Here is a 25,154-nt window from a genome sequence, read left to right as displayed (position 1 = left end):
AGTCTCGAAGACCAGCAAGCGCTGTTCGTCAATCGCTAAGTGGTGCAAGGCTCCCGCCAATTCGTCTGAGCTTGCGCAAGGACAGAATCACTGTGCCGGGGCACCAAACCAGGTGGTCAGCGCTGCCACCAGATCCGGACCAGGAGCGGTCCAGCAGACATAACCATCCGGGCGGACGAGAAGCGCTTCGGCAGGTTCACCCGGCAGCGGCAGCGTCGTCAGTTCGACGATGTCGACCCGGTCGGACCACGGCGCCGCAGTGCGGACGAAGGCAGGATCCGTCGTGAGCAGCAGGCCGTGACCGCGGTGCAACAGGCTGCTCATCCACCGTGTCTGTTGCCCTGTCGCAGGCAACTCGATGTCGGGCATCCGAGTGCCCAGCAGCTCATGAGCTCCACTCTCAGTACTTCCGCCCACGGGGTAGCGAATATCCAAGCCCGAGAGCATACCCGCGACGAGCCGGTTCACCTCGGGCAGCGACATCAGCTCGATCAGCATCGTACGCATACCGTCCACGCCCGGATGATTAGAGTTCAGCGTCATGAGCCCCTGGGCTTTGGTTGACTCAAGAACTCGCTTGGTCGCCACGTGGCGTTCGGTGTGATAGGTATCCAGCAGCTCTTCGCCAGCGAATCCCTTGATATAGGCAGCGAGCTTCCAACCGAGGTTCATCGCGTCCTGGATGCCGAGTCCCATTCCCTGGCTGCTCGCCGGCAGGTGGATATGGGCCGCATCTCCAGCCACGAAGACGCGGCCCGCTCGGTAGGTTGCAACCTGTCGGCAGGCGTCGGTGAACCGGGATCCCCACACCAGCTCGGCGACCTCGATCTCATCGCCGAAGCGCTCATGCAGGGCGCCAGCCATCTCTTCCTTGGTCACCGGCTCGTCGGGATCTTCAGGACGTCGCGCTATGTTCCCATCGACATAACCGGCCCGGTAACGGCCGGGCTCGTCCAGTGCCATCAGGACGACGAACCGCGGGGTCTGTTGTGCGCGGCCGAACACACCCACCGCGGAGTGGTTCCGCGCCGACACCTCCTCCGGTACGCGACTGAGCACCACATCGCCAGCGACCCCGAACGCTCGGGCATCGGTACCCGGGAACTCGATGCCGGCGAGCTTGCGAACCGCGCTACCGCCCCCGTCGCAACCAACCAAGAAGCCGGCGCGGATCTCGTACTCGCCGTCCGGCCCACTCACAGTGACCGTCACACCGTCGCTGTCCTGTACCAGGCCAGTCAGTTTGCCCTGATACCGAACTCGCACACCCAGTTTCTCCAGATGCTCTTCGAGTTGCTCCTCCACCCGCGGCTGCGGTATGCGCAACAGGCTCGGATAACGGGCCGACCAGCCGTCGTAGCTCAACGGAACCGGCACCCCACCGTAGTATCCGTCGGCCAGGTGGGCAATCGCCCGCTGCTTCACTCCGTCGAGCACGCCACGCAAGTCGAGCACTTCCGCCGTGCGTGGCTGCATATGGAGAGCTCGGGTATGCCCGGTTCGCCCGGGGTTCCTCTCCAGCACGACGACATCTACGCCGGCCAGCGCTAGTTCCGCGGCGAGCAGCAGGCCGGTCGGACCGCTACCGGCTATTACTACCTGGCAGGTTTCCATCGCAATGATCTCCTAAATACTACGAATACGCATAACGTCGAGCGCGCGTGCCGCCGACAACTGTTCACAACGGACTCTTGCAGTGACTACTGGACCGAACCGGTCGGCGGATCGTGTTGTCATCGGCCACCGACCTCGGCCGCGGCGAAGTCCCGCATTGCTCCAGCCTCGGGTCGAGTAGCCCAGGTCTCCGTGGTCAGCAGTGGGGCGAACAATGAGTTCGTCGCCCGGTAATGCTCGACGGCCTGCGGGCCACCCGGCCGGTGGGTCAAGTTGATGGTCAACGGCCTCAACGCCTGGCTGATGGCGAACTGCCCGCGCTGGGTGCCGTACGGCCCATGCTCGTACCAGGCCGGATTGTTGATCACGGTCCCGGCGTCTCCCAGACCACGACCGGCGAAGAACAAATCGCCACTGAGGCACAGCAGTTCTTCCCAGGTATCCTCGTGATGCTCCTGATCGGCGGTGCACACTCCTGGCAGCGAGCACAACAAGACCAGGCTTCCGCAGTCGGAGCCGAACTCCCCCTCGTTTCCGACGAACGGAAAGCGAAGCGGTTTGTAGAACACCCCGTGCATCCCCGGCACGTCGACCGGGAGCCAGGGTTCCGACCAGGTGTCACGTCGCTGTGGTACGCCGTCCGGATAGCAGTTTTCCCGGCCGAACTGCGGGTTCCAAAAGACCAGCAGCTGCGCTCCGGACTCCGAGGACAGCTCGACGGTGCCGCAGTCCGAGGGAACCGCCACGAAACCACCGGTGCCCACCCGTTCACCATCGACCGAAAGACCACCGGCGGTCACAAAGATCTCTAAGGTTCCGGTCTCCGCAGGCTGCTTGAACCGCCAGCCGGCCGGCAATTCCAGCAGCAGGGTTGCGCTGCCGTCGGCGTCCTCGGACCGGCTGATCAGTTTGCCGTCGACGCCGTTGGCGATTCGAGGTCCCCGCACCGCACCCCATTCGACGGTGCCGATGTTGTACCAATTCGGAATATCGCGACGATGGTTTTCCATTACTTACCTCTCAAACCGGGTAGCCCAGGTCTCGTCGACAGTTTCACCAACGTCAAACTCTCGCGGCGGGCACGCCTGACCTCGGTCAGTCGACGCGCGTATTCGGGTGAGAGGTCGTCCTCGGTCCACTGCAATGTGGGGTCGAAGGTCACCTCCACCTTGGCCACACCGTCCAGGTGGTCGAGGCGCTGATGGGCGCTGTTCTGAAACGGCAGGCTCATCAGGCACCCGGGCTCGGTGATACCCAGCACCACGCGTATCGTCGCGCCGCTAGATCCTTGCTCGACGATCACAGACCGGACGAGGCCCATATCGGCAAGACCGGCCGGCGCCCCTGCAGCAGCACTGCACGGGTCCACGATTTCGTTGAGCAGCGCCCGCACGCGGGCTTCGGTGACCGGCTCAGCCATCATGGCCTGCTGACCGGCGCGGGGGACGTGTTGAACGGAGCCGGCATTGCCGCGTAGGCCTTGGCGCAGGCGGCCCGATACGCCTCCTTGTCCACCTGTGCGGAGGGCCCGCTCCACATCGCCGCAAGCTCGCTCAGCTCGGAGAACTCGTCGCCGGCCATGGTCCGCTTCATTTCGTCGATGTCGAGCCCGATGATCCGAGCCGCGTTCTCCCCGAGGATCTTGCGCTTGATCTCCTTCGTCAGCTCCGGATAGCCGTAGCCTTCGACCAGGTCCTCAGGCATCTCCAAGTCCCAGAACGCCTCCAGCATCGGCCGCGGGTGACCAGCCATGCATCCGGTCGCCCACATGATGCGATCCCCGCCACCGCTGGCGAGCATCTCACCAAGGATCCGGAGGAACTTCCGCGGTGCCTTCGGCAGCAACAGCGTCGTCGCTTCGAGGTTGACCACGATATTGGGGAACGAACCGAGCTGGAGCGCGGTCTCCTCGAGGAATGCGAAGCCCCCGTGCACGATCTCGAAGGTCAGGTCAGGGAACGCGAGTGCCGCAGTATCCATATCGCTGACCCCGAGCGGCTTGATCGGCGTCGGCCCGATCGGCACCGCCTTGTGTATAGCGATGACCTTGATACCCTTGTCCAGCGCGTACTGGAACAATGGGAAGCTCGCTTCGGGATCGGCCAGACTGATCTCGGCCACCTGGCCGTCGACGAGGTCAACTGGGTAAAGCTTGAGTCCCTTGACGCCGTAGGACTCGATGAGCATGTCGACGCGCTCGAAGGCATCGGGACGCAGCGGGCTTACCCCGCCGTACAGCTCGACACGGCCCGGCCAACGATCGCGCATCTCCGAGCCGCACCAGATCGGCGAGGTGCCGTCTTCGTAGAACATTCGATCGAGGGGAACCTCATGATAAATGGTGGCGTCAGTCTGGCTTTCCGCGAACAATGCGCGCGCGATCAGGTCCGGGTCCGCCCCGCGCATCCAGCGTTGCATTTCCAGCACTGAGCCCGCCGGCAGGGTGGAGGTGAAGATCTGGTAGGCGGCGTTCACCCACCCTTCGGCGTCCCAGCCCGGCCCCATCCCGGCCGCCGACACCTCCGGTGCGATGTGATAGCCGTGGCTCACGGCATCGATCACAAAGACATCATCCAACATGTGCACCTCTTCGGGATACGGGGACAAACTGATATGTATACATTTATCTGCGGACGCTAGGCGCTGGTTTTCCTAGCATAAGACGGACTCGTGATGGCACTCTGATGTTGCGTAATCAGATTGTTACTGCTGAGAAAAGTAGAGAGCCAAAAGCCCTCCCGTGGCAAAGTTCTCCGTATCCTGCGCCGCCGCCTTGCCAGCAGGATCATTCATGAATTCATTGAACTCGGCTTCGCTTTCGAACAACGCCTCGTAATAGCAGAAGACATTGGAAGCCGTCTCCTGGACCTGAGTATCGAGAGAGTGAACGTCGAAGGTGTACCAACGCTTCTTGATCCGGGGGCTCGCGCCTAGGGGCACATGGATCTCCTCGTAGTGCTTCTTGAAATGCTCCGGGTCCTTCGGCGTGAAGTAGAGGACGACGAACTTGTACATAAAAGAGTCCCTTCAGGGGAGTTGTCTTTTGATCATCAGCTAGCATCGGAGAATCGTCTCCGGCAGGCCTAGACCACACCTACTGCATGTCGCCCGATTAAGACAATGTACTCTCAATCAAATCGGGCTGCTTCTCGGAGAAGGTAAAAATAGCCTCGGTGACACCGTCGACGAGTGCCGCATATCGGACGAAAGGCTTGCTGCGATCCAGCTGCAGACCGGGCAGCCGGCTCAGGATCTCCTGCAGGAGAATCCGCGTCTCGAGCCTCACCAACTCCGCGCCGAGGCAGTGATGGCGGCCGACCCCGAACGACAGATGCCGGTTCGGCCAGCGGCTTGGATCGAAGCGGCTGGGTTCAGCTTGATTCTCGTCACCGCCATTAACCGCCTCGTCTCGATTTGCTGCCACGAACCAGAGCTGGAGCACGCTGCCAGCCGGGACGACCAGGTCTCCGAACTGCACCTCCTTGACGACGAAGACTGGCTTCACCGGAAAGGAAGTGAAGAATCGCAATCCCTCTTCGACAACCTTTCGCATCGCATCTATGTCGTCAAGGTTCTCTCGGACATAATCCAGAAGGTCGAACTCGGCCAGCAGTGAAAGCGAATTCACGAGACTCGTAGCCGTTGTATCTGTGCCTGCAGCTACGAATCCGTACACATAGCCGATCAACTCCCGGTCACTGAAGGCACCTTCCTTCCACGCACCGATCAGGAGGTCAAGCAATTCGTCCTGCGGGTTGATAATTCGCTTAGCTATCAATCGCCAGAAATAGGCCTCGGCGTCCCACTGCCGCGGAATCTGATCGTAGCTTACCGCCTGACTGAGCTCGTCGAGCTTCTCGCGAACCCATCCCTCTTGGTCCAGATCGATTCCGACAAGCCGACAGATGACCCGCATCGAAACTGCAGCGCCAAGTTCGGCCAGGTTGAAATGCCCGGCGCCCTCGGCAGCGATCTTATCGATCAACTCGACCACGGTCTCGCGGATCACCGGTTCCATGGATCGCACTGAACGATTCCGGAACCAAGGCTCAACCACAGACCTCAGTGCAGTATGGCGACCCTCTTCGCCGTTCATGGTGAATGGCTCTGTCACCCACATGAATTCGAGGCTCGGGTGCCGATCAGCCGACTCCGGAAGCCACGGTGATGGATCCCGCGAGAATGCTTGATCGCGATTAGTGATAACCGACTGAATATCGGCATAGCTGAAGATGTTGTAAGTACCGTTTTCATCGCGAAACGGCGGGGTATTCGGATCGCGATACTTCTCCTCTCGTGGAAAATCTGACGGCTTCACCTGGGCTTCAAGCGCGGTTCCGTCCATGGCTTCTATCTCCTCATCCGATACTCTGCATCGATCGCATACCAGAGTTCGGCATCGAACGTCTCCGATCAAAGATTGTCGACACCTTGAATATTGAAATGCCATCGCGTCGCCTGGTTTAACTCGAGCTGAACTGAACGTAGCCGCACACTTCAGTCGGCAACAAGCAATGTCTCGTGTGACGAGACCACCCTTGCGAGGGTCGACGACTGGTGACCGATACCTTGCCACCGCAACGGGAGCCTAGAATCGGCACGAGAGTGACCACCGCGGGAAGGGCACCATCAACGATCGCGAAGCGCGACAATGTCACGTCGGCGGGTCAGTCTGTGTCACGATAGTACCGCGTCCGCCGCACGAGCAGATCGCAATAATGCCGTCGATCATGAGGAATCTCCGAGCAGCGGCAGCAAACCGGTCCCGGAATGAGAGCAGGCTCAGGCCGGCCGGAACCGGCGGGCCAGCGCGGTCTTCAGGCCCGAGCCTGGAACGTTCCCGTATTACGTGACCGCCCGGTCGGACCATAATGGCGTGGGTGGATCCCCGAGCACCTGCAACCTGGTCACTTCGATGACGTCGACCTCAAGCATCCCAGCGGCTGACGTTCTCAGTGTCAGGAGCACAGGCACGCGTGCAGCAACTCGCTGATCCAGCTGCGCTCCTACTCACCTCCGCCGGCAGGGGTCGGTGAATCGCGAGGCCAATCGCAGTTAGGCAATCTTGATCTCGTCAGCGAGCGCATCATGGTGGCCCACGAGTTCCGCTTGGTCCTGCCGAGCAGCTCGACCGCTGAGCGGCGCGGCCCCTTATACGGGGCTAGACCCGTGCACGAGATACACCGACAACGGCACAGATAGCGGCTGTTCGAGCCGTTGCGTTCCTTCCACGACCCGACGTCGGGGAATCACCTATCCCGAGATGTCGTTGCTGCGGTTGACGATCTGAATAGTCAGGGTCAGAACGGATTTCGCCCGGTTGACCAGTGCGCCTGCGTAGGCGCCGTTGGCCCAGATCAGGCATTGAATGGGGTACGCCAGGACAGGAAATCGTCCGTAGATTGCGTGCCGCCGGTTATCCGTGAGACAGGAGATCGCGTCGATGATTCGGCGGGCGATATTCCTCGGAGCGGAATCCCGCGCCGTCGAACCAGACCAACCAACGGCAGCAACGCGGCGAACACCGCACATCGATGGTGTCGCATTTGTAGCAGCAGGTACCGCCGATACTCGCAGCCATCTGCGAGTTACGCGGATAACAGCCTAATTAAGGGCCGACATCGCGGTGCTGCCTAGAAAGAGCGTCGCCGTCGGCAACACCACGTTTGCCGACGGCAACGCTCTGCCGTCACCGGTTTGGTCAGCGGTTGGTCACCGGTTGCCCTGTTCGAGCTTGGTGGCCTACGTGAGCCGGTCGGCCGCGAGCTCCCACGGCCGCGCCTGGCCGGTCCCCGACGGACCGGCGAAGATCCGATCCCGCAGCGGCCCGATCGCGTTGATCAGCCGCAAATTCAGCCGGGACAACGCCAACCCCACAGTCCCAGATCCTGAGAACCGGTCGATGACCTCCATCGACTCGTCGATTGTGCCGTAGCCGTACTCCCGCATGTCCTTCTCGTACTCGCCGACTGCCGGCAGGAGGCCGACCGTCCCACGCGCGACTCGGCCGAGTTGGATGGCCAGGTGGTGCGCGTCGCGCAGGGCGGTGTTCCCACCACGGCCCACAGTGGGTGGCATGGAATGCACCGCGTCACCGAGCAGAACTACGTTACTCGGCTCCCATGGCGCCCGTTTCGGGCTGGACTTAAGCATGATCGAAGCTCGAGCACCGATGTCGGACTCGCGGATCTGCCGACGTAGATCCGGGTGCCAACCGCGAATCTTCTCCTCGATTATCGCGGTCACGAGCTCATCCGGTCTACCCTCGGGATTGTCGTGGTCGCCCTCTACCGGCCACGAGATTGCCTGCAGTACATACGGCTCGAACCCGCTCTCCGGCACCGGATCGAACACCGCGTTGAACCCGAATGTCGGCGTCGAGCCGAGGATCAGCGCCACGCCGTGGGAAAGAGCCGGAGGCAGCCAGGCCCGAGACCGGTCGTCGAGCGGCAGCTTGTGTGCCACACACATCACGCCTGACGAGATCAACCCGTCCGATGGCAGGTACTGCGACCCAACCCGCGAGGTAGATCCGTCGGCGCCGACCAATACGTCACCGGTAGCCCGGGTACCGTCGGCGAACACCGCGGTCACCCGACCATCGGTTTCTTGCGTGTAGTGGGTGAACTCGGCGCCGAAACGGACGACATCCTCCAGCCCCGTTAGCAACGCCGTGCGCAGTGCGCCGCGGTCAATGCCGTAGCGGTCGCCAATCTCCCCATTACTCGGCCAACGCACTGACCCGTCGACCCGCAACAGCGTGCCTAGCTGATCGTTCATGATCACGAACGCATCGTCTCGATATCGGGTGGTTCGGAATCTATCCCAGGCGGCCTGCGGTAACACAGCCTTTAGCGCTCGGGCACCCATCTCCTCGATGTCGATCCGGTAGCCCGACAATCGGCTGCCGAACGTCGTCTCGCGCTCGTGGATCTCAAAACTCACCCCTTGCTTGCGCAATCCCTGGGCAAGCGCCAGCCCACCGATGCCTCCACCGATGATCACAACGTGCATCGCTTGTTCCTCTCCTAACGGCCGTAGATCAGGGGGTGTTGGGGTGTGGTTATTTCCCGGCGTCAACTGCGGAAACCTGCGCCGTCACGTAGCGGGCCTCGTCCGTGGCCAACCGGAGCACCGCCTTGCTGATCTTCCAGGCCTGATACTGCTCGTCCTGTGTACTTCGCGACAGCCAGAGTCTCGTCCGGCGAGACTATGGGTCGTCACCACGGGCAAATTCGAGCACTAAGACGATGTTCCACGTCGCCGATTTCGCCTTCGCGAGTTTCTTGTACCACGTGAGTGCCGCGGCCAGGGTGAGGAAGGCGCGGAAGTGGATGCCTTTACGCTCGAACCGCAGGTTGAGTCGGTGATAGCCCGTCAATCACGAGGATGGGTCGACCGCGCGGCGAGGTTCCAGCCGTGGGCTGGTCCTTTTCCGCGCGGCCTCCCGCCGAACCGGACTTGATGGTTTCCCGATCATCCGGCTCTCCAGTGGAACTACTGCGTGAGTGGTGCGGTTGCGGTCGGGTGCCCGGTGTGGATGTGGCCGTGGCAGTCGGCGCAGACCACGAGGGTCTTGCGGCGCCGATTCGCCATGGCGTTAATCCATTGGGGCGTAAGCGGTCCGGGTATTCCGAGTTCTGCAGTGGGCGGCGCGCTGGTTCACTCCTGGTTTGGCCGAACGAGATCCGGCACTGGTCGCGCGGTGCCGGGCAATGGTCGCCGGCACGGAGGACGAAGGCTATGCCGCGTGTTGCGAGGCGATGTCGAAGTGGGACGGACAAGCGGACCTGGACCGCATCGCCGCGCCGACACCCGTGCTCGCCGGTGCACAAGATCCGGCCACGAAACCGGCCGACCTGCGCACGATCGCGAACGCCATAGCGAATTCGATACTGCACGAACTGAATCCGGCCGCACACCTTGCCAATATCGAACAAGCCCGACCCGTCTCGGCACCTATCGCCGCGCAATTCGCGGCGGCAGCGCATGTTCCATGCGGCGGCGAGCGCCGTTACAAGAGAGGGCATCTCGTTCCCCAACCCGGCCGAGCGCAATCACTCGGCAGCATTCGATGCGGGGATGCGAGTACGGCGGTCGGTACTCGGTGACGCTTACGTCGAGCGTGCGATCGCAGCTACTACCGAATTCGCCGACCCATTCCAAGATTTCATCACCCGTACGACGTGGGGCGATGTGTGGAGCAGGCCCAGGCTCGACAATCGCACCCGGCCGTTGCTGACGCTGGCCCTCCTCACCCCGATTGGGAACTCCTTGCCGGAATTGGCTGAGCCGCACCTGGAATCGCTAGCGGAACAAGCACGCGAGTCGACCTCGATATCGATTCTCGATGAAGATGACGTGGTGTACGTCGCTCGCGTCCCGGTCTGACGGATCATGACCGTCTCGATCAATATCGGTACGCGATTCCCAGCCTTCGCCATTTAGCGTCGATCCGTGGATGTGCTCGATGCGGAGGGTGTGCCGAAAATGGGAAAAGTGCCTTCCGAGCTGCGATGATTGATGTTCTCACGCAACAATCGAATAGCAGATCGGGAAGACACTTTCAGTGCGATTGTTCCACACCTTCGCCGGCGATTCGGCGCGGTTCGACAATGACAACCTCGTGTCGGTGGCTGGGCTGCTCCCGGTGATGACGCTGGCCGAACAAACCGGCTTGACCAGCATGTTCGCCGACAAGGTGAGGATCGAGGCGCCCCGGATCAGGGCCGGGTCGGCCAACTCGGCACCGAAACTGGCGACGTTGATCGCGGGGATGTGTGCGGGCGCGGACAGCATCGACGACATCGACCTGTTGCGCAGCGGCGGGATGACCGAACTGTTCGACGCAGTGTATGCGCCCTCGACAGTGGGGATCCTGTTGCGGGAGTTCACCTTCGGACACGCCAAGCAATTGGAGTCGGTGATGCGTGAGCATCTGCTCGCGCTCATCGCGCGGGCCGGTCTGCTGCCCGGCGCCGAGGCGAGGGCGTTCGTGGACATCGACTCACTGCTGCGGCCGGTCTACGGCCATCAGAAGCAGGGCGCCTCCTACGGGCACACCAAGATTGCAGGGAAACAGGTTCTGCGCAAAGGGCTTTCACCCTTGGCAGCCACGATCAGCACCGATCTCGCCGCTCCCGTTGTGGTGTGCGGTTGCGGGCGGGGAAAACCGGGTCCGGCAAGGGGGCTGCGACGATGGTCACCGCGGCGATCGGCACCGCCCGCGCAGCCGGCGCCACCGGGGAGATCCTGGTGCGTGGCGATTCGGCCTACGGCACTCGCAAGGTCGTGCGCGCCGCCATCCGGGCCGGTGCCCGGTTCTCGCTGGTGCTGACCAAGAACACCTCCGTCGCCAAGGCCATCGCCGCGATCGGCGAGCACTCGAATACTGTCGGCCGGGCTCTCCGAGGCCTCATTCGAGAAGTACTTGGCGAAGGTCAGTCTGACCCCGCTCCTCGGCCGCACCATCATAACCGTCGATCAACTGAGCGAGGAAGTGGCAAAGTGCGCACCGACGGGTGTTGCATCGTCGATCGCGAACTCAAGGAAGGGCTGCGCTCGATGGCCGCACCGATCCGCGACCACACCAGCACGGTAGTCGCCGCCATCAACATCTCGACACATGCCGCCCGGTACACACCCGCGGCTATCTGTAAGAACCTGATCCCACCCTTGATCACCACTGCGGAGAACATCCATCACGACCTCGCTCGCATCCAGACTCTAGCCTGAAATGCATTACTCTCCAAAGTAATCGCGATGCCCGATGCCGCCATCTATGAACCCTTACACACCCCGATCGGTCGATTTGTCGGCGTGTTCAAGGACATCGCGCCGGAAACACCTGCGGCAACTTTGATCGCGGAACTGCTGAAGCGCACCGGAGTGGACGGCAGCGATGTTGACGACGTCATCCTCGGTCAAGCGTCCCCGAACGGAGCGGCGCCAACGATCAGACGTGTCGCCGTGCTCGATTTGTGGAACCCACATATGTTATGTCGCCGCCCAGTAACCCGCCCAGCACGAGCCGGCTTCGTGCTCGATTCCTTCAAGGCGACAGCGCAGCTCGACCGGACTCATGATTCGCCCACCGTGCGATCGAGTACCCGAACGATGAATTCTTTCGTCGACCCGAGGTACTGATCCGCATCCAGCAACTCCTCGATACGGCCGCGTTCGAGGAACGTGCCGAGTGCCGGGTCAGCGGCGACCAAGTCCGCCAGTTCGCCGTCACCTGTCGCGGCTCTCCCGCAGCACGAAGCAACCGCGTCCGAGGCGGCTTGACGGCCCGCCGCACCGTCGGATGCGAACATTGCTGCGATAGCGACGTTCTCAGCGAGCAGAAGTCCTGAAGTGATCCCGACATTGGCGCGCATCCGTACGACGTCGACGCGCAGTCGTTCCAGACTGGTTCCCAGCCAGTGCACCGCAGACCCGGTGGTGCGCAATAGTTCTATGTAAGGCCGCCATTCGCCGTGCCATGCGCCGGCAGCGCGCTGATACTCGTGTGCTGCCGCTGCACCAAAGAGCGCGGCGACCAATCCGGGGGCCTGCGCGGCCGATCCGGAGGCCAGGATCGCCGCCACTGGGTTTCTCTTGTGCGGCATTGTCGATGAGCCGCCGGACCCCGCTGGACCCTCCTCGTAGACCTCGGCGACCTCGCTTTGGGCGAGGAGCGTGATGTCGCGTGCGATCTTGGCGACTGTCCCGCAGATCTGCCCGAGAGTCCCTGCGACCTCGGCGATACGGCTGCGTTCGGTGTGCCACGGAAGGGCCGGTTCGGCGAGCGCGAGCCGACGAGCCAGCCCGCCAAGGACGGCCACCCCGTCACCCCGCATTGCGGCCAAAGTTCCTGCCGCGCCGCCGAACTGGACGGCCAGCCGCTCGCGTCGAAGGTGGTTGATTCGCTCCCGGCCCGCGGCAAGGCCGGTAAGCCATCCAGCGGCGACCAGCCCGAAAGTCACCGGCCCGGCCTGCTGCAGCAGGCTGCGACCGGCCATCAGTGTCTGGGCATGGCTGGCGGCGAAGCGCGCAAGTCGATCGATACACGTGCGTAATTCGTCATCGAGCACGGTCAATGAGCGATCGGTAACAAGCATCGCGGCGGTGTCGACGACGTCCTGACTGGTGGCGCCGAAGTGCACGTAAGCAGCCGCTGAGGCGTTGATCTTCGCGGTGAGTGCCCGCACAAGCGGGCCTGCCGGATTGCCGATTCCGATAGCTTGGGCTCCGAGCACCGCGATATCGAACTCTTCCACACGGCAATGTCGCTCGATGGTCAGGGCGGCCTCGGAGGGAATGAGTCCGGCATCGGCTGAGGCGCGCGCGAGCGCACCTTCGAAATCGAGCATCGCTTGCACCCATGCCCGATCGTCGACCTGCTCGGCGATCGGACCCGCGGCGAGCACCGCATCGAACAGCCCGTCAGACATCGAAGAACACTGTTTCGAGCTCACCTTGCAGATGGATATCGAACCGGTATCCATCTCCAGTTCGAGTCGCGACCAATGTGTCGCGACGGTGCGCGGGAACCGAGATGAGTACGGGATCGTCACGATTCATTTCGGAATGCTCGGGAAAATAGATCCGGGTGACGACCCGATGCAACAGTCCACGGGCGAGTACCGACACATCGATGTGCGGGGCCTGCCCGTCGGAGAGTGCTCCCGGCACCAAGGTGTGTACCGCGAATTCGCCACCGCGGGTATGGCTTCGCGCGTAACCACGGGATTCTCCGCCATGCTCATGCTGGTGCGTGAAGTGCCCCGTCTCGTCGGCTTGCCAGGTCTCTATGAGCGCATCGTCGATCGGATCGCCAGCACCGTCGAACACCCGGCCCCGAATCCAGACGGCTCCAGGTGTGCCTTCCGGGACCGCGTACGGCCCGTCCGGCCAGGTCAGTCCGATGTCCAGATAGGGACCCACGGTCTGAGAGGGCGTGCTGGTCAGGTCACTCATCGTGATCATCCCGTTCGAAAGGGGTAGCGTCACGGCCACGCAGCACGATGTTGAACTCGAAGGCCAAGGCCCGCTCGGGTTCGCTGCGTTCGTAGTCGAACCTGCTGATCAAAAGGTTCCGGCCGTGTTCGGGCACCGCATTGAAGATCGGATCCTGGAAGAACATCGAATCGTCGGGAAAATACATCTGCGTCACCAGTCGCTGGGTGAACGACAGTCCGAACAGGGAGAAGTGGATGTGCGCGGGCCGCCACGCATTGTGGTGATTCCGCCACGGATACGCGCCCGGTCTGATGGTGGTGAATTCGTATCTACCCGCCGAGTCGGTGACGGTGCGACCGGCACCCTCGAAGTTCGGGTCCAACGGGCTGTCCCAGCGATCCCGATCATGACGGTAGCGGCCACCGGCATTGGCCTGCCAGATCTCGATCAGCGAATGCGGGACCGGCTTGCCGTCACCGTCGAGCAACCGGCCGTGCACGATTATGCGCTGGCCCACAGGCTCTCCTGGGTGGCCCACAGTCAAGTCGTTGTCCTGTGGGCCAACTCGGCCCTCCCCCAGAACCGGCCCGGTCAATTCGGTCAATCGCTGGGGCAGTAATACCAGTGCCTGGGTCGGATGGCGCAGCGCGGTGGATTTGTACTCGGGAGAATCCAGTGGCGGATGGGTACCTTGCGGGTCACGCCGGAAGCCGTGAATTGTCATGACGCCGCCTTCAGGGCACGCAGCGCCGCCAGCTCCGCGGCAGTCGGGGCGACGCTGATCCCCAAGTCCGGTGCGGCTCGCAATTCCCAACCCGCCGCCGCCTGGACCCGCCCCACATCGACACCCGGATGAACCGCGGTGAGCACCAGCTCGCCGGACGAATCTGGTTGCATGACACCCAGATCGGTGATCACCAAGGTGGGCCCGTGGCCCAGCAGACCGAGCTTTGCCCGATGCAACGGACCCACTCCGGGGTTTCCACCCCAAAAGAAGATCAGTTTCCGGGCGCAACCGGCCCCGATCATCTGGTCGTATCTGATGTCCGGGGTCATCCGCACCAATGTCAGGTCGTGTTTGAGTTGACGAATGATCTCGTGTCCGGCGGCGACGGGGATCAGATGCGTAAACCCTTCGAGCGCAACCGTGTACCCATCCTCGACGAGTTCGGAGACCGCCTCTGCCAAAGACGTAATACTCGCCACACTCACTCCTAGTTTGGACTGGTAAATCTGTTCAGGGTCAGGCGATTGTCAGGCCGCCGTCAACCGCAAGGGTCTGCCCGGTGATGTACTCGGCAGCCGGACTTGCCAGAAACACCAACGCCGCAGTGAGTTCGGCGGGGTCGCCCAGCCGGCCTACGGTAATGCGCGACAGTTGCCGGTCGAGGTAGCCGGGTTTGTACTGGGCGGTCATCTCGGAATCGAAGAAGCCTGGGGCGAGGGCATTCACGCGAATCCCGAGTCGGCCGCTCCACTGCTGGGCCAAGTCACGGGTCAGGCCGAGAAGACCGGCCTTGCTTGCCGTATAGGCGGCTTGCGGCAATCCCGCGGTGGTCAGCCCGAGCACGCTCGAGATATTGACGATGCTACTGCCGGGGTGCATCACCCTGGCGCATGCCTGCGCCATCCAGTAGCAGCCGTAGAGGTTCACGTCGATAACCTGTTCGAACTCCTCGACCGTCTCCTGTAAGGCCGGCACCGCAGTGCCGATACCGGCATTGTTGACCAGCAGATCGACCCGCCCGAATCTCGCCATCGCCGCATCGACCAGCACTTCGCAATCGAGTTGTCGCGCAACATCAGTGGCGACAACGAGCGCCGAGCGCCCGGTCTCCTCCACGAGCCTGCGGGTGTCCTCCAACCGATCGATGCGGCGCGCGGCGAGAACCACGTTCGCTCCTGCCTCCGCCAGACCACGAGCGAACGCAACTCCGAGCCCCGATGATGCGCCGGTCACGATCGCGACCCGGTTCGTCAGAGCGAAGCGGTCGAGGACAGAGGTCATATCAACTCCCCGATGGGCTGGGTCTGATTTCCGAGGCGCGCGAGCTCATGGCGCCAGGCGACGGCCAGGTTCAGCCCGGCACCCAGATCGGGGAGCTGTGCGATATCCTCGGCACTGATCGACCGCAGCGTGCCGCCCGCGGCGGCCACCGACAGCGAGATCGAAGCGATGGCATCGACCGAGATCGCCCGCAGGACCGCCTCTGCCACACCACTACCCGTAGAAGTCAGCCCGTGCCCTCGCATGATGACCAGCGGGCGGTTTCCGAGCGAGTCAGCAACAGCGTCACCCAGGTCAGAGGTGGCGATCAGCGCGGCCCGCGGGAATACCGGAACTCCCCCTTGGGCAAGAGCGGCTCCCGGAATGTCGTACGCGCCCACGATCGGAAGGATCGGTAGTCCTGCCAGGTCAGCGGCGACGACATCGCGCGGATGGGCGTGCACTACACACACTATTTCGGGGCGACGCGCCAAAATCTGCGCATGCAAAGGCAACTCGTACGGCACGGAATACCCGCCGTCCAACTCGCCTTTCGCGCCAGGAGCACCGGAAAGTTCGACGAGACGGATATCGCGCGCGGTGGTGTAGGCCAGTCCCCGCTCGCGCGGTCCGCGGCATCGGATCAGCATCCGCGATTCATCGAGCCGTACACTGATATGGCCCAAAATGCCCGGAGCCAATTCGCGCGCCGCCAGGACGCGGCAACCCAGCGCCACTTCGTCGCGGAGACGATCCAGCTCGTCCGCACTCATTTCGACGCTCCCAGCAGCTGCGCGCCGACTTCGGACGCCGGGGTTCCTCGGGAAATCCCCTGCCTCAACCGAACTGACGCTCGGGACCAATTCACTGTCATCCCACCGGTAATGCGACCTCGGTCGTCGGGCCACACTGCGGCCAAGCGGAAGGGATCAGCCTGTTCGATGATGTCCGGACAGCGGTCGACGTCTCGGGTGCCAATGAGCTGGATCTTCCAGTCGTACTGGTCACTCCACACATACGGCACCGGGTCGTGCGGAACGAGTGCTTCGGGGCGGACGATATTCTGCGCTACGCAGTCGGCCTGCTCCACCGCGTTCGTCCAGTGCTCGATGCGCGCTGCTCTGCCGAGTCGCGGCTGGAACCAGCAGGCGACATCGCCCACCGCGTGGATCTTGCCGAAACCCCTTGCACGGCCGTACTCGTCGCATTCGACGCCGTTGCCGACGGAAAGTCCAGCGGACTCGAGCCACTCGAGGTCGAGACGAGCACCGATACCGACCACGACGACGTCGACGTCAGCCACGGAACCATCTGAGAACTCGGCGCGCACCCTGCCACCATGCCGTTCGAGGGTGCTCACGCGGATCCCGAACCTGGTGTCGACGCCATTGATTCGGTGCAGATCTGCCAAGCGTTCACCCAACAGAGTGCCAACCAGCCGCGCCATCGGCACCGCCGCTTCGTCGATCAGTGTAACCGCGATCCCGGCGCTGCGGGCCAGCGATGTGACCTCCGCCCCGATGAATCCCGCTCCGATAACCAGCATGCGCTGCGCCGCCGCCAGATCGGATCGAAGCCCGCGCGCATCAGCCAAAGTTCGCAGCACGTGAACTCCTTCGCAGGTCCACGGCGCGGGCCGGGCGGCGGCTCCGGTCGCTATGACGAGATCGTCGTACCGCAGATCGCTTCCGTCATCGGTGGTCACTGCCGAAGTCTCAGTGGACAATTCGGCGACTCGACGACCCAAGACGAGCTCGATGCCCAGATCTTCTGCCTCCGCTCGGGTCAGCAGTGACACACGGGGATCATGTGCGACTGCGGATTTCGACAGGGGCGGTTTGTCGTACGGTAGTTCCGACTCGGCCTCGACCACCCGTACTCGCCCCTCATAGCCATGCCTGCGGAGTGCGCGCGCCGTGTGCACCCCGGCGACGGAACCGCCGGCGATCACCACACCGCCGGTCACCGTTCCTCCAGCCGCAGGGCCGAGACCGGGCAACTGCGTACGGAAGCCTGCACACGAGCCAGATCGGCGTCGGCGACCTCCGTCCTCAACAGCACCACGACTCCCGCGTCATCGATATCGAAGACGTCATCCGCGCCCACGACGCAGTTCGCGTACCCTTGGCACGCATTCAGATCTGCTCTGAGAACGGCCATTTCAGCTCTCCTTAGATTGAGTCGATCGACAGGTCGACCGTCAGACTTTGATTCCCATCCCGCCGTCGGAGTGCACGACACGGCCCGAGATGCCCCGGGCTCGATCCGACGCCAGGAATACATAGCTCCACGCATGGTCGGCACCGGAAAGTGCGACACCGAGCGGGTTGCGGCCGGCCAGCTCTGTGGCCCGGTTCGGGCCGTCTAGCCGTCGACCCGTGAGCCCGAGCGTCGAGAGACCCCGCAGATCCGTGTTCAGTGTTCCGCCCGGAGCAACACCATTCACCCGGATGTCAGGCGCGAGCTCATAGCCCAGCGTGGTCACCAGCCCACGCACCGCGAATTTCGAAGCAACATACAGAGTGCCGCCTCGGCCCGGGTAGTACGCCGAGGTCGATTCGGTCAGCACGATGTTGCCGCCGCTCTCACGTAGGGCCGGAATCGCGGCTTTGACGCTGTGCAGGTGCGATTTCACATTGGCGGAGAACATCTCATCGAAGGCAGCATCTAGTTGATCGGCGTCGATATCGGCCAGCGGCCGATAGAAGTCGAAGATTCCCACGCAATTGACCAGCACGTCGAGGCCGCCGAACTGGTCGACCACTGACGCGACCGCACGCGAGTTCGCTTCCGCTGTAGTGGCATCCCCGGCAACGACTACCACGCCGCCGCACTCCCGGGCGAGTGCCTTGCATTTCGCTTCGTCGATTTCCAGTGCACCCACCCGGGCGCCCTCCGCGCGGAATGCGTCGAGCACACCTCGTCCGATGCCGGATCCCGCGCCCACGACGAGAGCGCGTTTTCCTTCGAGCCAGCCGCTCATTGCTCGTCCTCCCGAATCAGCGGCGCGAACGGCCGACCCATCATTGCTGAGAATGTGGCGGTGGTTTGCCAGGTAACGGCCTCCAGCTCGAGCGGATCGAGCGTCACCCACTGCCCCGACCTCGGCGATTCGATCAGCAACCGAGCGCCATTGCGGGTCACCACTTTGCACACGCGGACCTCGGCGAATTCATTGCCGAGCACAATGGGCTCACCCTCTCGGCCCGCCAGCAAGGACCGCAATTCCGCATTGGATGTGGCGGCCGCTGCGGCGTCCTCCGCCTCACCTTCCCAAGACAACCTCATAGGAAGATCGCCAAGTTCTGGGTTCGCAGCACCGATTCGTCCACGCTGACATGGCGGCGAGCGAGCCGCCAGGTATCGCCCTCGCGACGAAGCAGGTCACTGCGGCCGGCCGAGATCAACGACGGTTCCGAGACATCCCCGCGACTGCGGAACAGCAGCACGGCGGATTCGACGACCAGTTCCTGCTCGGTCGGCGTCGCGAAGGTGCGAATATTCGACAGGTGGTGGCGGATTCGGGACGGCGGGTCTTCGGTCCAGGCGTGCTCGGTGTGGAACCGGGCGACTCGACGGCTGAGGGAGTATTTGTCCTCGTCGAAATGGGCCATCCGCTTGGCGGTGTCGTAGCCGGACCCCAGTGCTGTGGTCACCTTGATCGGCATGAAGTAGTGGATGTCTTCGGTAAGCGCCTCGAGCCACGCAGTGTAGTCCTGGCGATCGAGGAGATACGCCTCCTCGATCAGCCATCGATACGCCAGCAGGTGGCGAGGGTCGTCGAACGTCAGCGACGGCCCGACCGATTCGGTTGTCGACGCATTCGCGCCTAACGGCGACTTGCTCGAGCTGATCGGAATATAGGTGGTCATGACCGCACCTCCGCAGGGGTTTCGCTGCATGATTGGCCCTTCTCGCCGCATGATTCGCCGGTGTCGGCCGGTACGCCGATCGCGGGCGGGGCGATGGCGGGCGGTTCCATCTCGAGGTGATCGGCCCATTCGTCGAGCAGGTGCCGCTGGTTGAACTCGGCGTAACCGACGTGGGCGACACCAGGTCCGGCCCACTGATCGTTGGTCAACGGAGGGGTCACGGGAGTGTCGTCTTGCAGAATCCCCATGCGGCTATTGAGAAGTACCCGGCGGGCCATGCTGCCGCTGGCCGTCTTCGTTAGTGACACCCAGTTCTCGACATCGTCCTGTTCGAACATGCCGCTGCTGCCGAAGCACATGACATACGCCTTGTAAGAGAGCTTTTTGAACTCCTCCGGCGCCTCTTTGTCGACGACGAACCAGGACAGCACCTCGGTCTCGTCCTCGCTGACGGGCTGCCACTGCCGCAGCGAGATAAACGGCAGCACATCCTCGGAATCGGCGACCCGCGGCCAATTGTGCACCAGGCTGAGATTCGGGAAGACCGACGCCGCCGAGATCATGAATCCGTCCCGGCCGATGACATCCTGTTGCTCCTGGGACCACTGCTCTTTCATCCGGGTGACCATTTCGCTGGGATACCCGACGTATTGCAGCCGCTCCTCGAAGGAGCCTGGCGGCAGCTTGTAGGTGGTGCCGCCACCCCTGCCGGCCCAGTAGGTGGTGCCGTCCTTGCGTTTTTCGGCCTTCGGCTCCCGGAACAGGCCGATCTCCACGACACTCGTATGCGTCTGCGGGGTGTGGTACATGTCGCCAGCGAAGTTCTCCGCGCCGATCTTCCAATTGGCCTTGATTCGCCACCGCTGCGGCCCGAGTACCTCTGCGCCACTGGCACTTTGGCCGGTGTAGAAGTCGAGATAGAAGCGGAAGTCGCCGAGGAAATCCTCGAGCGACGGCGCATTGGGATCCATCGAGATGAAGATCAAGCCGTTGTAGGTGGCCAACTTGGGGGCGGGCAGCAACCGCTGCCCGGTGCGCACGAAACCGGCGTCACCGCCGTACGCCTCCTCATGGAACGGCAACCCGATGAGGCGGCCGTCATTGCGATACGACCACCCGTGGTACGGGCAGCGGAAGTGGGAGGCATTGCCCTGCTCAGCGCGGCATACCTGCATGCCCCGATGCAGGCACATGTTGAACATGGCGTGGATTCCGCCGGATTGATCACGGCTGACAATGAAGGAGTTGTCCAGCGCCCGTCGGACGACGTAGTCACCGGCCTGCGGCACCTCGCTCTCATGGGCGATGAAGGTCCACGCTCGGCTGAACAACCGCTCCTTCTCCGCCTCGAACACCTCGACGTCACTGTAGATGTGGGCAGGTAGGAGGCCTCGCCGGACGTTGGCGAGGACTTCGTCCGCATCGCGCATGGAACCCCACTTCAGAGAAGTTTCTGTCTTACAGAACTCGATTCTGCAACGCGGGAAGGCTGAGCGTCAACCCTTCAGCAGAAGTTCTTTCTGCCAGAAAGAAATCATGGCGATTGTGATCTGGGGCATCTCCGGCGCTTCCGCCCGCGTCAACTTCGGCGATCGCGGTTTCGGTGGTGAAGTGACACTGCGCAATTGGCTCAATAGTTGGAGCGTCGAAGTGTCGAAGTGCCAGGCCAGGGCTACACCTGCAGAAGGTCACGGTCCTGACGGCGGTCATGAATCGAGATCGTTACGAAGGCCTGTTCCCGAGTGACGTGGATCAGATCTTGGACACCATCCCGAGTACGGACAAAAGCTCGTAGACCTGCCCTGCGACCACGATTTCCGGCGACCGCGGGGCGCTCGCGACACCGTCACCAACGTCATCGCGGACTCCCCTGCGGCACGCTTCGCGGTCCGCGGACACTCACACGACGAATGCCGATTCGCCTGCGGGCGGTCCTGTCCGTAACCGCTACCCTGTGGGGGTGAAAGCCAGGGACGACGAAGAACCGGTCAAGCCGCAGTACCCGATCGAGTCCGTCGACAACGCACTGCGAATTCTGCTACTGCTGGGCGAGAATCGCAGTATCCGGCTCACCGAGGTCAGCGAGTACCTGACTGTCGCGTCCTCGACGGCGCACCGATTGCTCGCCATGCTGCAATACCGCGGATTCGTCCGGCAGGCCGCCGGGTCCCGGGCCTACGAGCCCGGGCCCGCACTGACCACGATCGCGTTCTCCATCCTGCGGCAGGTCGATATCCGGGAGCGATTGCACCCGGTGCTCGAAAGGCTGTCGGCCACGCTCGGGGAGACCGTGCATCTGGCCCGGCTCGACGCCAGCACGGTCACGTTCGTCGATTCGGTAGAGAGCTCACGCGCCGTACGGGTCGGGGCCCGGCTGGGCCAGCGGATGCCGGCACACTGCACGTCATCGGGCAAGGCCCTGCTGTCGATGATCGATGACGACACCCTGCTACAGCTCTACCCCGACGCGAATCTCCCTGCCCTGACACCGCATTCGATTGCCAAGCGATCGGAACTGCTGCGCCAGATCAAGGAAGTTCGCAAGCGGGGCTATGCGACCAGCAGCGAAGAAAGCGAGGACGGAGTCGCCTCGGTCTCAGTTCCACTCGGCGAGTACAGCTTCGCTCGCTACGCCCTCAATGTGTCCAGCCCCGTGGGCCGGATGACCGACCAGACCCGGTCCGAGATCGCAGAGGAACTACAGAGCGTGGCGCTAGAGGTTTCCGAGTACTTCCTCTGAGTCAGTCGCCGCATCGCACGCTCGCGGTGCGGACGGCCTGCATTGTGCCCCACTTCATTCTGGGAACACAAATGTCGCCACCAACGGCCCCGTTGTGGACCAATCATGAACCACCCGCGGGCGTGACGGGACCCCGTAGTTCGGGCCATCTGATGTGGCCCCCTGGAACCGGTCCACACTTGTGGGAGCTGAGGCAAAGTGATCCATGGGAGGTCACTGTGCCGAAGTCATATTCGCTGTCCTTGCGTCGTCAGGTATCTGCGCGGCTGCGTAGCGGCGAACCCTCGCCGAGATCGCCTCGGAGACAAGCATTTCGCCGACCACATTGTTCCGGTGGAAGGCCCAGGCGCTGATCGACGCGGGAGTCCGCGACGGAGTACCCAGCACGGACGCAGACGAGCTGGCCGCCGCCCACAAGCGCATCGCCCAGCTGGAGTCCGAGCTGGCGTTGACCCGCGACGCGTGCGCGCTGTTCGACGAAGGGGTGGTGATCTCCCCAAAGGAAAATCGCGATCGCCGCAGGATTGATCGCACTCGGTCACTCGAGTCGGTCGGCGTGCTGGATAATAGGTTTTGAACCGATCGACCTTTCAATTTCATCGCAGCCGCCCGATGCCGGCACGCCAGGTGCGGCGCATCGTCGTGGCGGATGCGATCGAGGAGATCCACCGACGCTCTCGCGGGATCTATCGAAAGCGTCGAATCCGCGCGGCTCTGCTGGTCGAACACGACATGATCGTGAATCTGAAACTGGTGGAGGCGATCGTGCGCGAACGTGGTCTGTCGGGCCTGCCGCGGCGGCGCCGCAAGCCCAGCCTGCTGGGCCTCGACACGCCGTCAGACCTGGTGCAACGGCGGTTTACCGCGGATCGTCCGAACCAGTTGTGGTTCACCGACATCACCGAACATCCGGCTCGCGACGGCAAAGTGTACTGCTGCGCGATCCTGGACGCGTTCAGCAAAATGATTGTCGCTCGGACATTTTCGACGATCGCCGATACAGCCTTGGTCAACAATGCAGTGAACATGGCGGTGCGAGAACGCGCAGGCTATGGGGCGACGATTCTGCACGCCCGATCACGGCACCCAGTTCACGTCGTGGGCGTTCGGTGAGAACCTGCGTCGGTGGAATCTGCTGGAATCGTTCGGGACCGTGGGTGATTGCTTCGATAACGCGGTCATGGAGTCGTTCTGGGGGCGTATGCCGACCGAACTGCTCGACACCCGGAAGTGGTCCACCACACTGGAATTGACCATCGCGATGGCCGACTACATCGACAACTTCTACAACGTGCAGCGGCATCACAGCTATCTCGGCCACCTCAGCCCAGCCGAGTATGAGATGCTCTGGCACGATATCCAACCCAGCCCTCAACTCTCATAACGGCGGTCTATCAGCAGGGGGCCACATCACCCGGACCGAAATCATGGGGTCAGGTCAGGCCGCTGTTGTCGCCGACCACCGCAACGCGACGTCGCTTCGAAGCTGCATGCGGCGAATTCCAGGTGCCGTGCCTGACCTGAATTCGGCTATGCCAGACAGAGATGGGAGGACGGGGCGCACAAAGTCGGCCAAGCGATATGGCAGCGCAGGCGGACGAAATCGCTTCAAAGTCGCAGAATTTCCGGTCCACTGCAGTGAATCGCCGGACGCGTCCACCCGAGCCGTCGCTCCGGCCTGCCGTCCGACAATCAGCTTCCTCGATCGGAGTGTGACGACGACGGCGCGACGACAATGCCGGCTCTTACACCGATCGCTCCAGCCTCTCCTCGATTGGCGACGTGGAGCTTCTTCAGCACACTGGCGACGTGGAACTTGACTGTGCTTTCACTGATTCCGAGCGCCGTTGCGATCGCTCGGTTACGCCGCCCGGTCGACAGATAGCCGAGGACCTCGAGCTCACGCGGGTTCAACTCTGCAAGAAGGTGCTCGTCGGGCCGCGTGGCAGGAGGATCGAGTGGAATCGTCAATGTGACACGACTTCCCCACCCGTCGATCGACTCGACATCAAGGTCACCCCGCAGTGTCTGCAACCGCGCTGACAGCTGATGCGAGAGCGCGTGACCGTCGATCGCACCTACTCCTTGATCGCGAATCTCGATGATCACATTCGCACCGTCACAGTCCCATGCCACGCGCAGGCGCTCCAACACCGGTTGCGCGGCGAACGCCAACACGATGGCCCGCACCATTGCCCGTGCGGCATGCGCGACTTCACCTGGAAGGGCCCTGCCATCTGCCGGAGGATCAACGTAACTGACCTCCACATCCCGATGACGGAGTAGCGGGCGCAATTCGCCCTGCAGGCGAGCGAAAGCGGTCGTTACGGCTTCTTCAGACAGTGCACGATCCGCATCGCCGGCCGAGCGGAGGGCGATCAGCGCCGCAGATGCGGTCTCACTCGCAGTAAGACGTGCGCGACGATCGTCGAGATCGTTCGAGCGGAGGGTCCCGAGAATCGATGCCAGCGTGGCCTGGTGCGCCTCGGTGAGTTCAACGATCGTGCGTGCACGCTCGCTCGAAGCGGCGCGGGATTCGGCAAGATAGGAGGGACTGGCCTGGACCACCTGCTGCTGAATGGACGTCGCCACAATCCCGAACTGCGCACCGATTTCCGACCAGTCAGCCGGTGGATCTTGCGCGTTCCGAGGCACAAGCACCAGCAAAGTGTCAGTCTCGTCTCTCAGCGCCCACACACGGCGCTCTTTTCCGGCCAAGACCGCTGGTCCGTCGAAAGCCGCTTCCGGAACGACCGAGCGCTTGAGCACTTCGAGTTCGTCGATGGTCACGCGATCGGTGATTTCGGTGAGACCGGCAACCTTGCGTGGGCGGCCCGTGCACTCACGGGTGAAGATTACCAACGCCGCATGCGGGCACGAACCGGTAAGGAACCGCGAGAAGCGCTGGGCGATTTCCGGTAACGGACCCGCGATCACCCGCCGCATACCGGTCCAATCCGTATGGGCGGCGACCTCTGCATCGATTGCGACCACGTCA

Annotated in this window: 29 protein-coding genes and 2 pseudogenes; 9 read left to right on the top strand and 22 right to left on the bottom strand. The window is 62.8% G+C overall.

Going from position 1 to position 25,154, the window contains the following annotated elements; genetic code table 11:
- Nucleotides 1-87 precede the first annotated feature (87 nt).
- The 9 genes from ACWEQQ_RS04925 to ACWEQQ_RS04885 all read right to left on the bottom strand — a co-directional run bounded on the left by ACWEQQ_RS04925 (nucleotide 88) and on the right by ACWEQQ_RS04885 (nucleotide 9,246).
- Nucleotides 88-1,614: an FAD-dependent monooxygenase gene (locus tag ACWEQQ_RS04925; RefSeq protein ID WP_452347183.1), complete on the bottom strand. Its 1,527-nt coding sequence runs from the start codon at nucleotides 1,612-1,614 to the stop codon at nucleotides 88-90.
- Between the two features lie 119 nt (nucleotides 1,615-1,733).
- Complete coding sequence (locus ACWEQQ_RS04920; RefSeq protein WP_452347182.1) at nucleotides 1,734-2,624, bottom strand: cupin domain-containing protein; 891 nt, start codon at nucleotides 2,622-2,624, stop codon at nucleotides 1,734-1,736.
- Nucleotides 2,624-3,034, bottom strand: a complete 411-nt coding sequence (locus ACWEQQ_RS04915; protein WP_452347181.1) for a hypothetical protein — start codon at nucleotides 3,032-3,034, stop codon at nucleotides 2,624-2,626. The genes ACWEQQ_RS04920 and ACWEQQ_RS04915 overlap by 1 nt, the downstream gene beginning before the upstream one ends.
- Nucleotides 3,034-4,194, bottom strand: coding sequence for an amidohydrolase family protein (locus ACWEQQ_RS04910; RefSeq protein ID WP_452347180.1), 1,161 nt, complete (start codon nucleotides 4,192-4,194; stop codon nucleotides 3,034-3,036). Before ACWEQQ_RS04910 ends, ACWEQQ_RS04915 begins: the two co-directional genes overlap by 1 nt.
- A gap of 123 nt (nucleotides 4,195-4,317) precedes the next feature.
- Complete coding sequence (locus tag ACWEQQ_RS04905) at nucleotides 4,318-4,629, bottom strand: EthD family reductase (RefSeq protein WP_452347179.1); 312 nt, start codon at nucleotides 4,627-4,629, stop codon at nucleotides 4,318-4,320.
- 97 nt (nucleotides 4,630-4,726) lie between these two features.
- Entirely contained in the window at nucleotides 4,727-5,959 is a 1,233-nt protein-coding gene (locus ACWEQQ_RS04900) for a cytochrome P450 (protein ID WP_452347178.1), read from the bottom strand.
- A gap of 1,397 nt (nucleotides 5,960-7,356) precedes the next feature.
- The gene (locus tag ACWEQQ_RS04895) at nucleotides 7,357-8,628 is read right to left on the bottom strand and encodes an FAD-dependent oxidoreductase (RefSeq protein WP_452347177.1); all 1,272 of its coding nucleotides are present in this window, start codon (nucleotides 8,626-8,628) and stop codon (nucleotides 7,357-7,359) included.
- Nucleotides 8,629-8,824: 196 nt separating this feature from the next.
- Entirely contained in the window at nucleotides 8,825-8,995 is a 171-nt protein-coding gene (locus ACWEQQ_RS04890) for a hypothetical protein (RefSeq protein WP_452347176.1), read from the bottom strand.
- A 116-nt stretch (nucleotides 8,996-9,111) separates the two neighbouring features.
- Nucleotides 9,112-9,246 (bottom strand): HNH endonuclease, encoded by a 135-nt coding sequence (locus ACWEQQ_RS04885; protein WP_452347425.1) that lies wholly within the window; start codon nucleotides 9,244-9,246, stop codon nucleotides 9,112-9,114.
- A 23-nt stretch (nucleotides 9,247-9,269) separates the two neighbouring features.
- On the opposite strand from ACWEQQ_RS04885, the pseudogene ACWEQQ_RS04880 reads away from it, so the two are divergent.
- The 4 genes and pseudogenes from ACWEQQ_RS04880 to ACWEQQ_RS04865 form a co-directional block, all read left to right on the top strand.
- Nucleotides 9,270-9,885 (top strand): annotated as a pseudogene (locus ACWEQQ_RS04880) (3-oxoadipate enol-lactone hydrolase); the annotation flags it as partial.
- Nucleotides 9,886-10,183: 298 nt separating this feature from the next.
- A pseudogene (locus ACWEQQ_RS04875) lies at nucleotides 10,184-11,001 on the top strand (transposase); the annotation flags it as partial.
- A 120-nt stretch (nucleotides 11,002-11,121) separates the two neighbouring features.
- Nucleotides 11,122-11,349: an IclR family transcriptional regulator domain-containing protein gene (locus ACWEQQ_RS04870; RefSeq protein ID WP_452347424.1), complete on the top strand. Its 228-nt coding sequence runs from the start codon at nucleotides 11,122-11,124 to the stop codon at nucleotides 11,347-11,349.
- A 27-nt stretch (nucleotides 11,350-11,376) separates the two neighbouring features.
- Nucleotides 11,377-11,760, top strand: a complete 384-nt coding sequence (locus ACWEQQ_RS04865) for a thiolase family protein (RefSeq protein WP_452347175.1) — start codon at nucleotides 11,377-11,379, stop codon at nucleotides 11,758-11,760.
- On the opposite strand, the gene pcaB is transcribed toward ACWEQQ_RS04865, so the two are convergent.
- From pcaB to ACWEQQ_RS04805, 12 genes are read right to left on the bottom strand one after another with little or no spacing between them, the layout of a single operon-like run.
- The gene (gene pcaB / locus ACWEQQ_RS04860; RefSeq protein WP_452347174.1) at nucleotides 11,694-13,049 is read right to left on the bottom strand and encodes a 3-carboxy-cis,cis-muconate cycloisomerase; all 1,356 of its coding nucleotides are present in this window, start codon (nucleotides 13,047-13,049) and stop codon (nucleotides 11,694-11,696) included. The two genes, ACWEQQ_RS04865 and pcaB, sit on opposite strands and share 67 nt — an antisense overlap.
- On the bottom strand, nucleotides 13,042-13,575 hold the full coding sequence (gene pcaG / locus ACWEQQ_RS04855; protein WP_452347173.1) for a protocatechuate 3,4-dioxygenase subunit alpha: 534 nt from the start codon (nucleotides 13,573-13,575) through the stop codon (nucleotides 13,042-13,044). The genes pcaB and pcaG overlap by 8 nt, the downstream gene beginning before the upstream one ends.
- Nucleotides 13,568-14,281 carry a protocatechuate 3,4-dioxygenase subunit beta gene (gene pcaH / locus ACWEQQ_RS04850; protein ID WP_452347172.1) on the bottom strand — a complete coding sequence of 238 codons (714 nt, stop codon included), beginning with the start codon at nucleotides 14,279-14,281 and terminating at the stop codon, nucleotides 13,568-13,570. Before pcaH ends, pcaG begins: the two co-directional genes overlap by 8 nt.
- Nucleotides 14,278-14,763, bottom strand: a complete 486-nt coding sequence (locus tag ACWEQQ_RS04845; RefSeq protein WP_452347171.1) for a hypothetical protein — start codon at nucleotides 14,761-14,763, stop codon at nucleotides 14,278-14,280. Before ACWEQQ_RS04845 ends, pcaH begins: the two co-directional genes overlap by 4 nt.
- 37 nt (nucleotides 14,764-14,800) lie before the next feature.
- Nucleotides 14,801-15,565 carry an SDR family NAD(P)-dependent oxidoreductase gene (locus ACWEQQ_RS04840; RefSeq protein ID WP_452347170.1) on the bottom strand — a complete coding sequence of 255 codons (765 nt, stop codon included), beginning with the start codon at nucleotides 15,563-15,565 and terminating at the stop codon, nucleotides 14,801-14,803.
- A complete protein-coding gene (locus ACWEQQ_RS04835; protein ID WP_452347169.1) occupies nucleotides 15,562-16,317 on the bottom strand; it encodes a class II aldolase/adducin family protein in 756 nt (251 codons plus the stop codon). The genes ACWEQQ_RS04840 and ACWEQQ_RS04835 overlap by 4 nt, the downstream gene beginning before the upstream one ends.
- Nucleotides 16,314-17,510, bottom strand: a complete 1,197-nt coding sequence (locus ACWEQQ_RS04830) for an NAD(P)/FAD-dependent oxidoreductase (protein ID WP_452347168.1) — start codon at nucleotides 17,508-17,510, stop codon at nucleotides 16,314-16,316. Before ACWEQQ_RS04830 ends, ACWEQQ_RS04835 begins: the two co-directional genes overlap by 4 nt.
- The gene (locus ACWEQQ_RS04825; RefSeq protein WP_452347167.1) at nucleotides 17,507-17,704 is read right to left on the bottom strand and encodes a ferredoxin; all 198 of its coding nucleotides are present in this window, start codon (nucleotides 17,702-17,704) and stop codon (nucleotides 17,507-17,509) included. Before ACWEQQ_RS04825 ends, ACWEQQ_RS04830 begins: the two co-directional genes overlap by 4 nt.
- 40 nt (nucleotides 17,705-17,744) lie before the next feature.
- Nucleotides 17,745-18,527: a 3-(cis-5,6-dihydroxycyclohexa-1,3-dien-1-yl)propanoate dehydrogenase gene (hcaB, locus tag ACWEQQ_RS04820; RefSeq protein WP_452347166.1), complete on the bottom strand. Its 783-nt coding sequence runs from the start codon at nucleotides 18,525-18,527 to the stop codon at nucleotides 17,745-17,747.
- Nucleotides 18,524-18,832 carry a hypothetical protein gene (locus ACWEQQ_RS04815; RefSeq protein ID WP_452347165.1) on the bottom strand — a complete coding sequence of 103 codons (309 nt, stop codon included), beginning with the start codon at nucleotides 18,830-18,832 and terminating at the stop codon, nucleotides 18,524-18,526. The genes hcaB and ACWEQQ_RS04815 overlap by 4 nt, the downstream gene beginning before the upstream one ends.
- On the bottom strand, nucleotides 18,829-19,416 hold the full coding sequence (locus ACWEQQ_RS04810; protein WP_452347164.1) for a 3-phenylpropionate/cinnamic acid dioxygenase subunit beta: 588 nt from the start codon (nucleotides 19,414-19,416) through the stop codon (nucleotides 18,829-18,831). Before ACWEQQ_RS04810 ends, ACWEQQ_RS04815 begins: the two co-directional genes overlap by 4 nt.
- Nucleotides 19,413-20,846 (bottom strand): aromatic ring-hydroxylating dioxygenase subunit alpha, encoded by a 1,434-nt coding sequence (locus tag ACWEQQ_RS04805; protein ID WP_452347163.1) that lies wholly within the window; start codon nucleotides 20,844-20,846, stop codon nucleotides 19,413-19,415. The genes ACWEQQ_RS04810 and ACWEQQ_RS04805 overlap by 4 nt, the downstream gene beginning before the upstream one ends.
- Before the next feature lie 106 nt (nucleotides 20,847-20,952).
- On the opposite strand from ACWEQQ_RS04805, the gene ACWEQQ_RS04800 reads away from it, so the two are divergent.
- The 5 genes from ACWEQQ_RS04800 (at nucleotide 20,953) to ACWEQQ_RS04780 (ending at nucleotide 23,540) form a co-directional block, all read left to right on the top strand.
- On the top strand, nucleotides 20,953-21,162 hold the full coding sequence (locus ACWEQQ_RS04800) for a hypothetical protein (RefSeq protein ID WP_452347162.1): 210 nt from the start codon (nucleotides 20,953-20,955) through the stop codon (nucleotides 21,160-21,162).
- 214 nt (nucleotides 21,163-21,376) lie between these two features.
- On the top strand, nucleotides 21,377-22,156 hold the full coding sequence (locus ACWEQQ_RS04795) for an IclR family transcriptional regulator (RefSeq protein WP_452347161.1): 780 nt from the start codon (nucleotides 21,377-21,379) through the stop codon (nucleotides 22,154-22,156).
- A gap of 325 nt (nucleotides 22,157-22,481) precedes the next feature.
- Nucleotides 22,482-22,733, top strand: a complete 252-nt coding sequence (locus ACWEQQ_RS04790) for a hypothetical protein (RefSeq protein WP_452347160.1) — start codon at nucleotides 22,482-22,484, stop codon at nucleotides 22,731-22,733.
- 35 nt (nucleotides 22,734-22,768) lie between these two features.
- Complete coding sequence (locus ACWEQQ_RS04785) at nucleotides 22,769-23,269, top strand: DDE-type integrase/transposase/recombinase (protein WP_452347159.1); 501 nt, start codon at nucleotides 22,769-22,771, stop codon at nucleotides 23,267-23,269.
- On the top strand, nucleotides 23,208-23,540 hold the full coding sequence (locus ACWEQQ_RS04780; protein WP_452347158.1) for a transposase: 333 nt from the start codon (nucleotides 23,208-23,210) through the stop codon (nucleotides 23,538-23,540). Before ACWEQQ_RS04785 ends, ACWEQQ_RS04780 begins: the two co-directional genes overlap by 62 nt.
- A 308-nt stretch (nucleotides 23,541-23,848) precedes the next feature.
- Here the strand turns inward: ACWEQQ_RS04780 and ACWEQQ_RS04775 are convergent, their stop codons facing one another.
- Entirely contained in the window at nucleotides 23,849-25,102 is a 1,254-nt protein-coding gene (locus ACWEQQ_RS04775; protein WP_452347423.1) for a LuxR C-terminal-related transcriptional regulator, read from the bottom strand.
- Nucleotides 25,103-25,154 lie beyond the last annotated feature (52 nt).

The sequence above is a fragment of the Nocardia sp. NPDC004123 genome, assembly GCF_053603795.1.
This window is presented reverse-complemented; position numbering and strand designations above follow the sequence as displayed.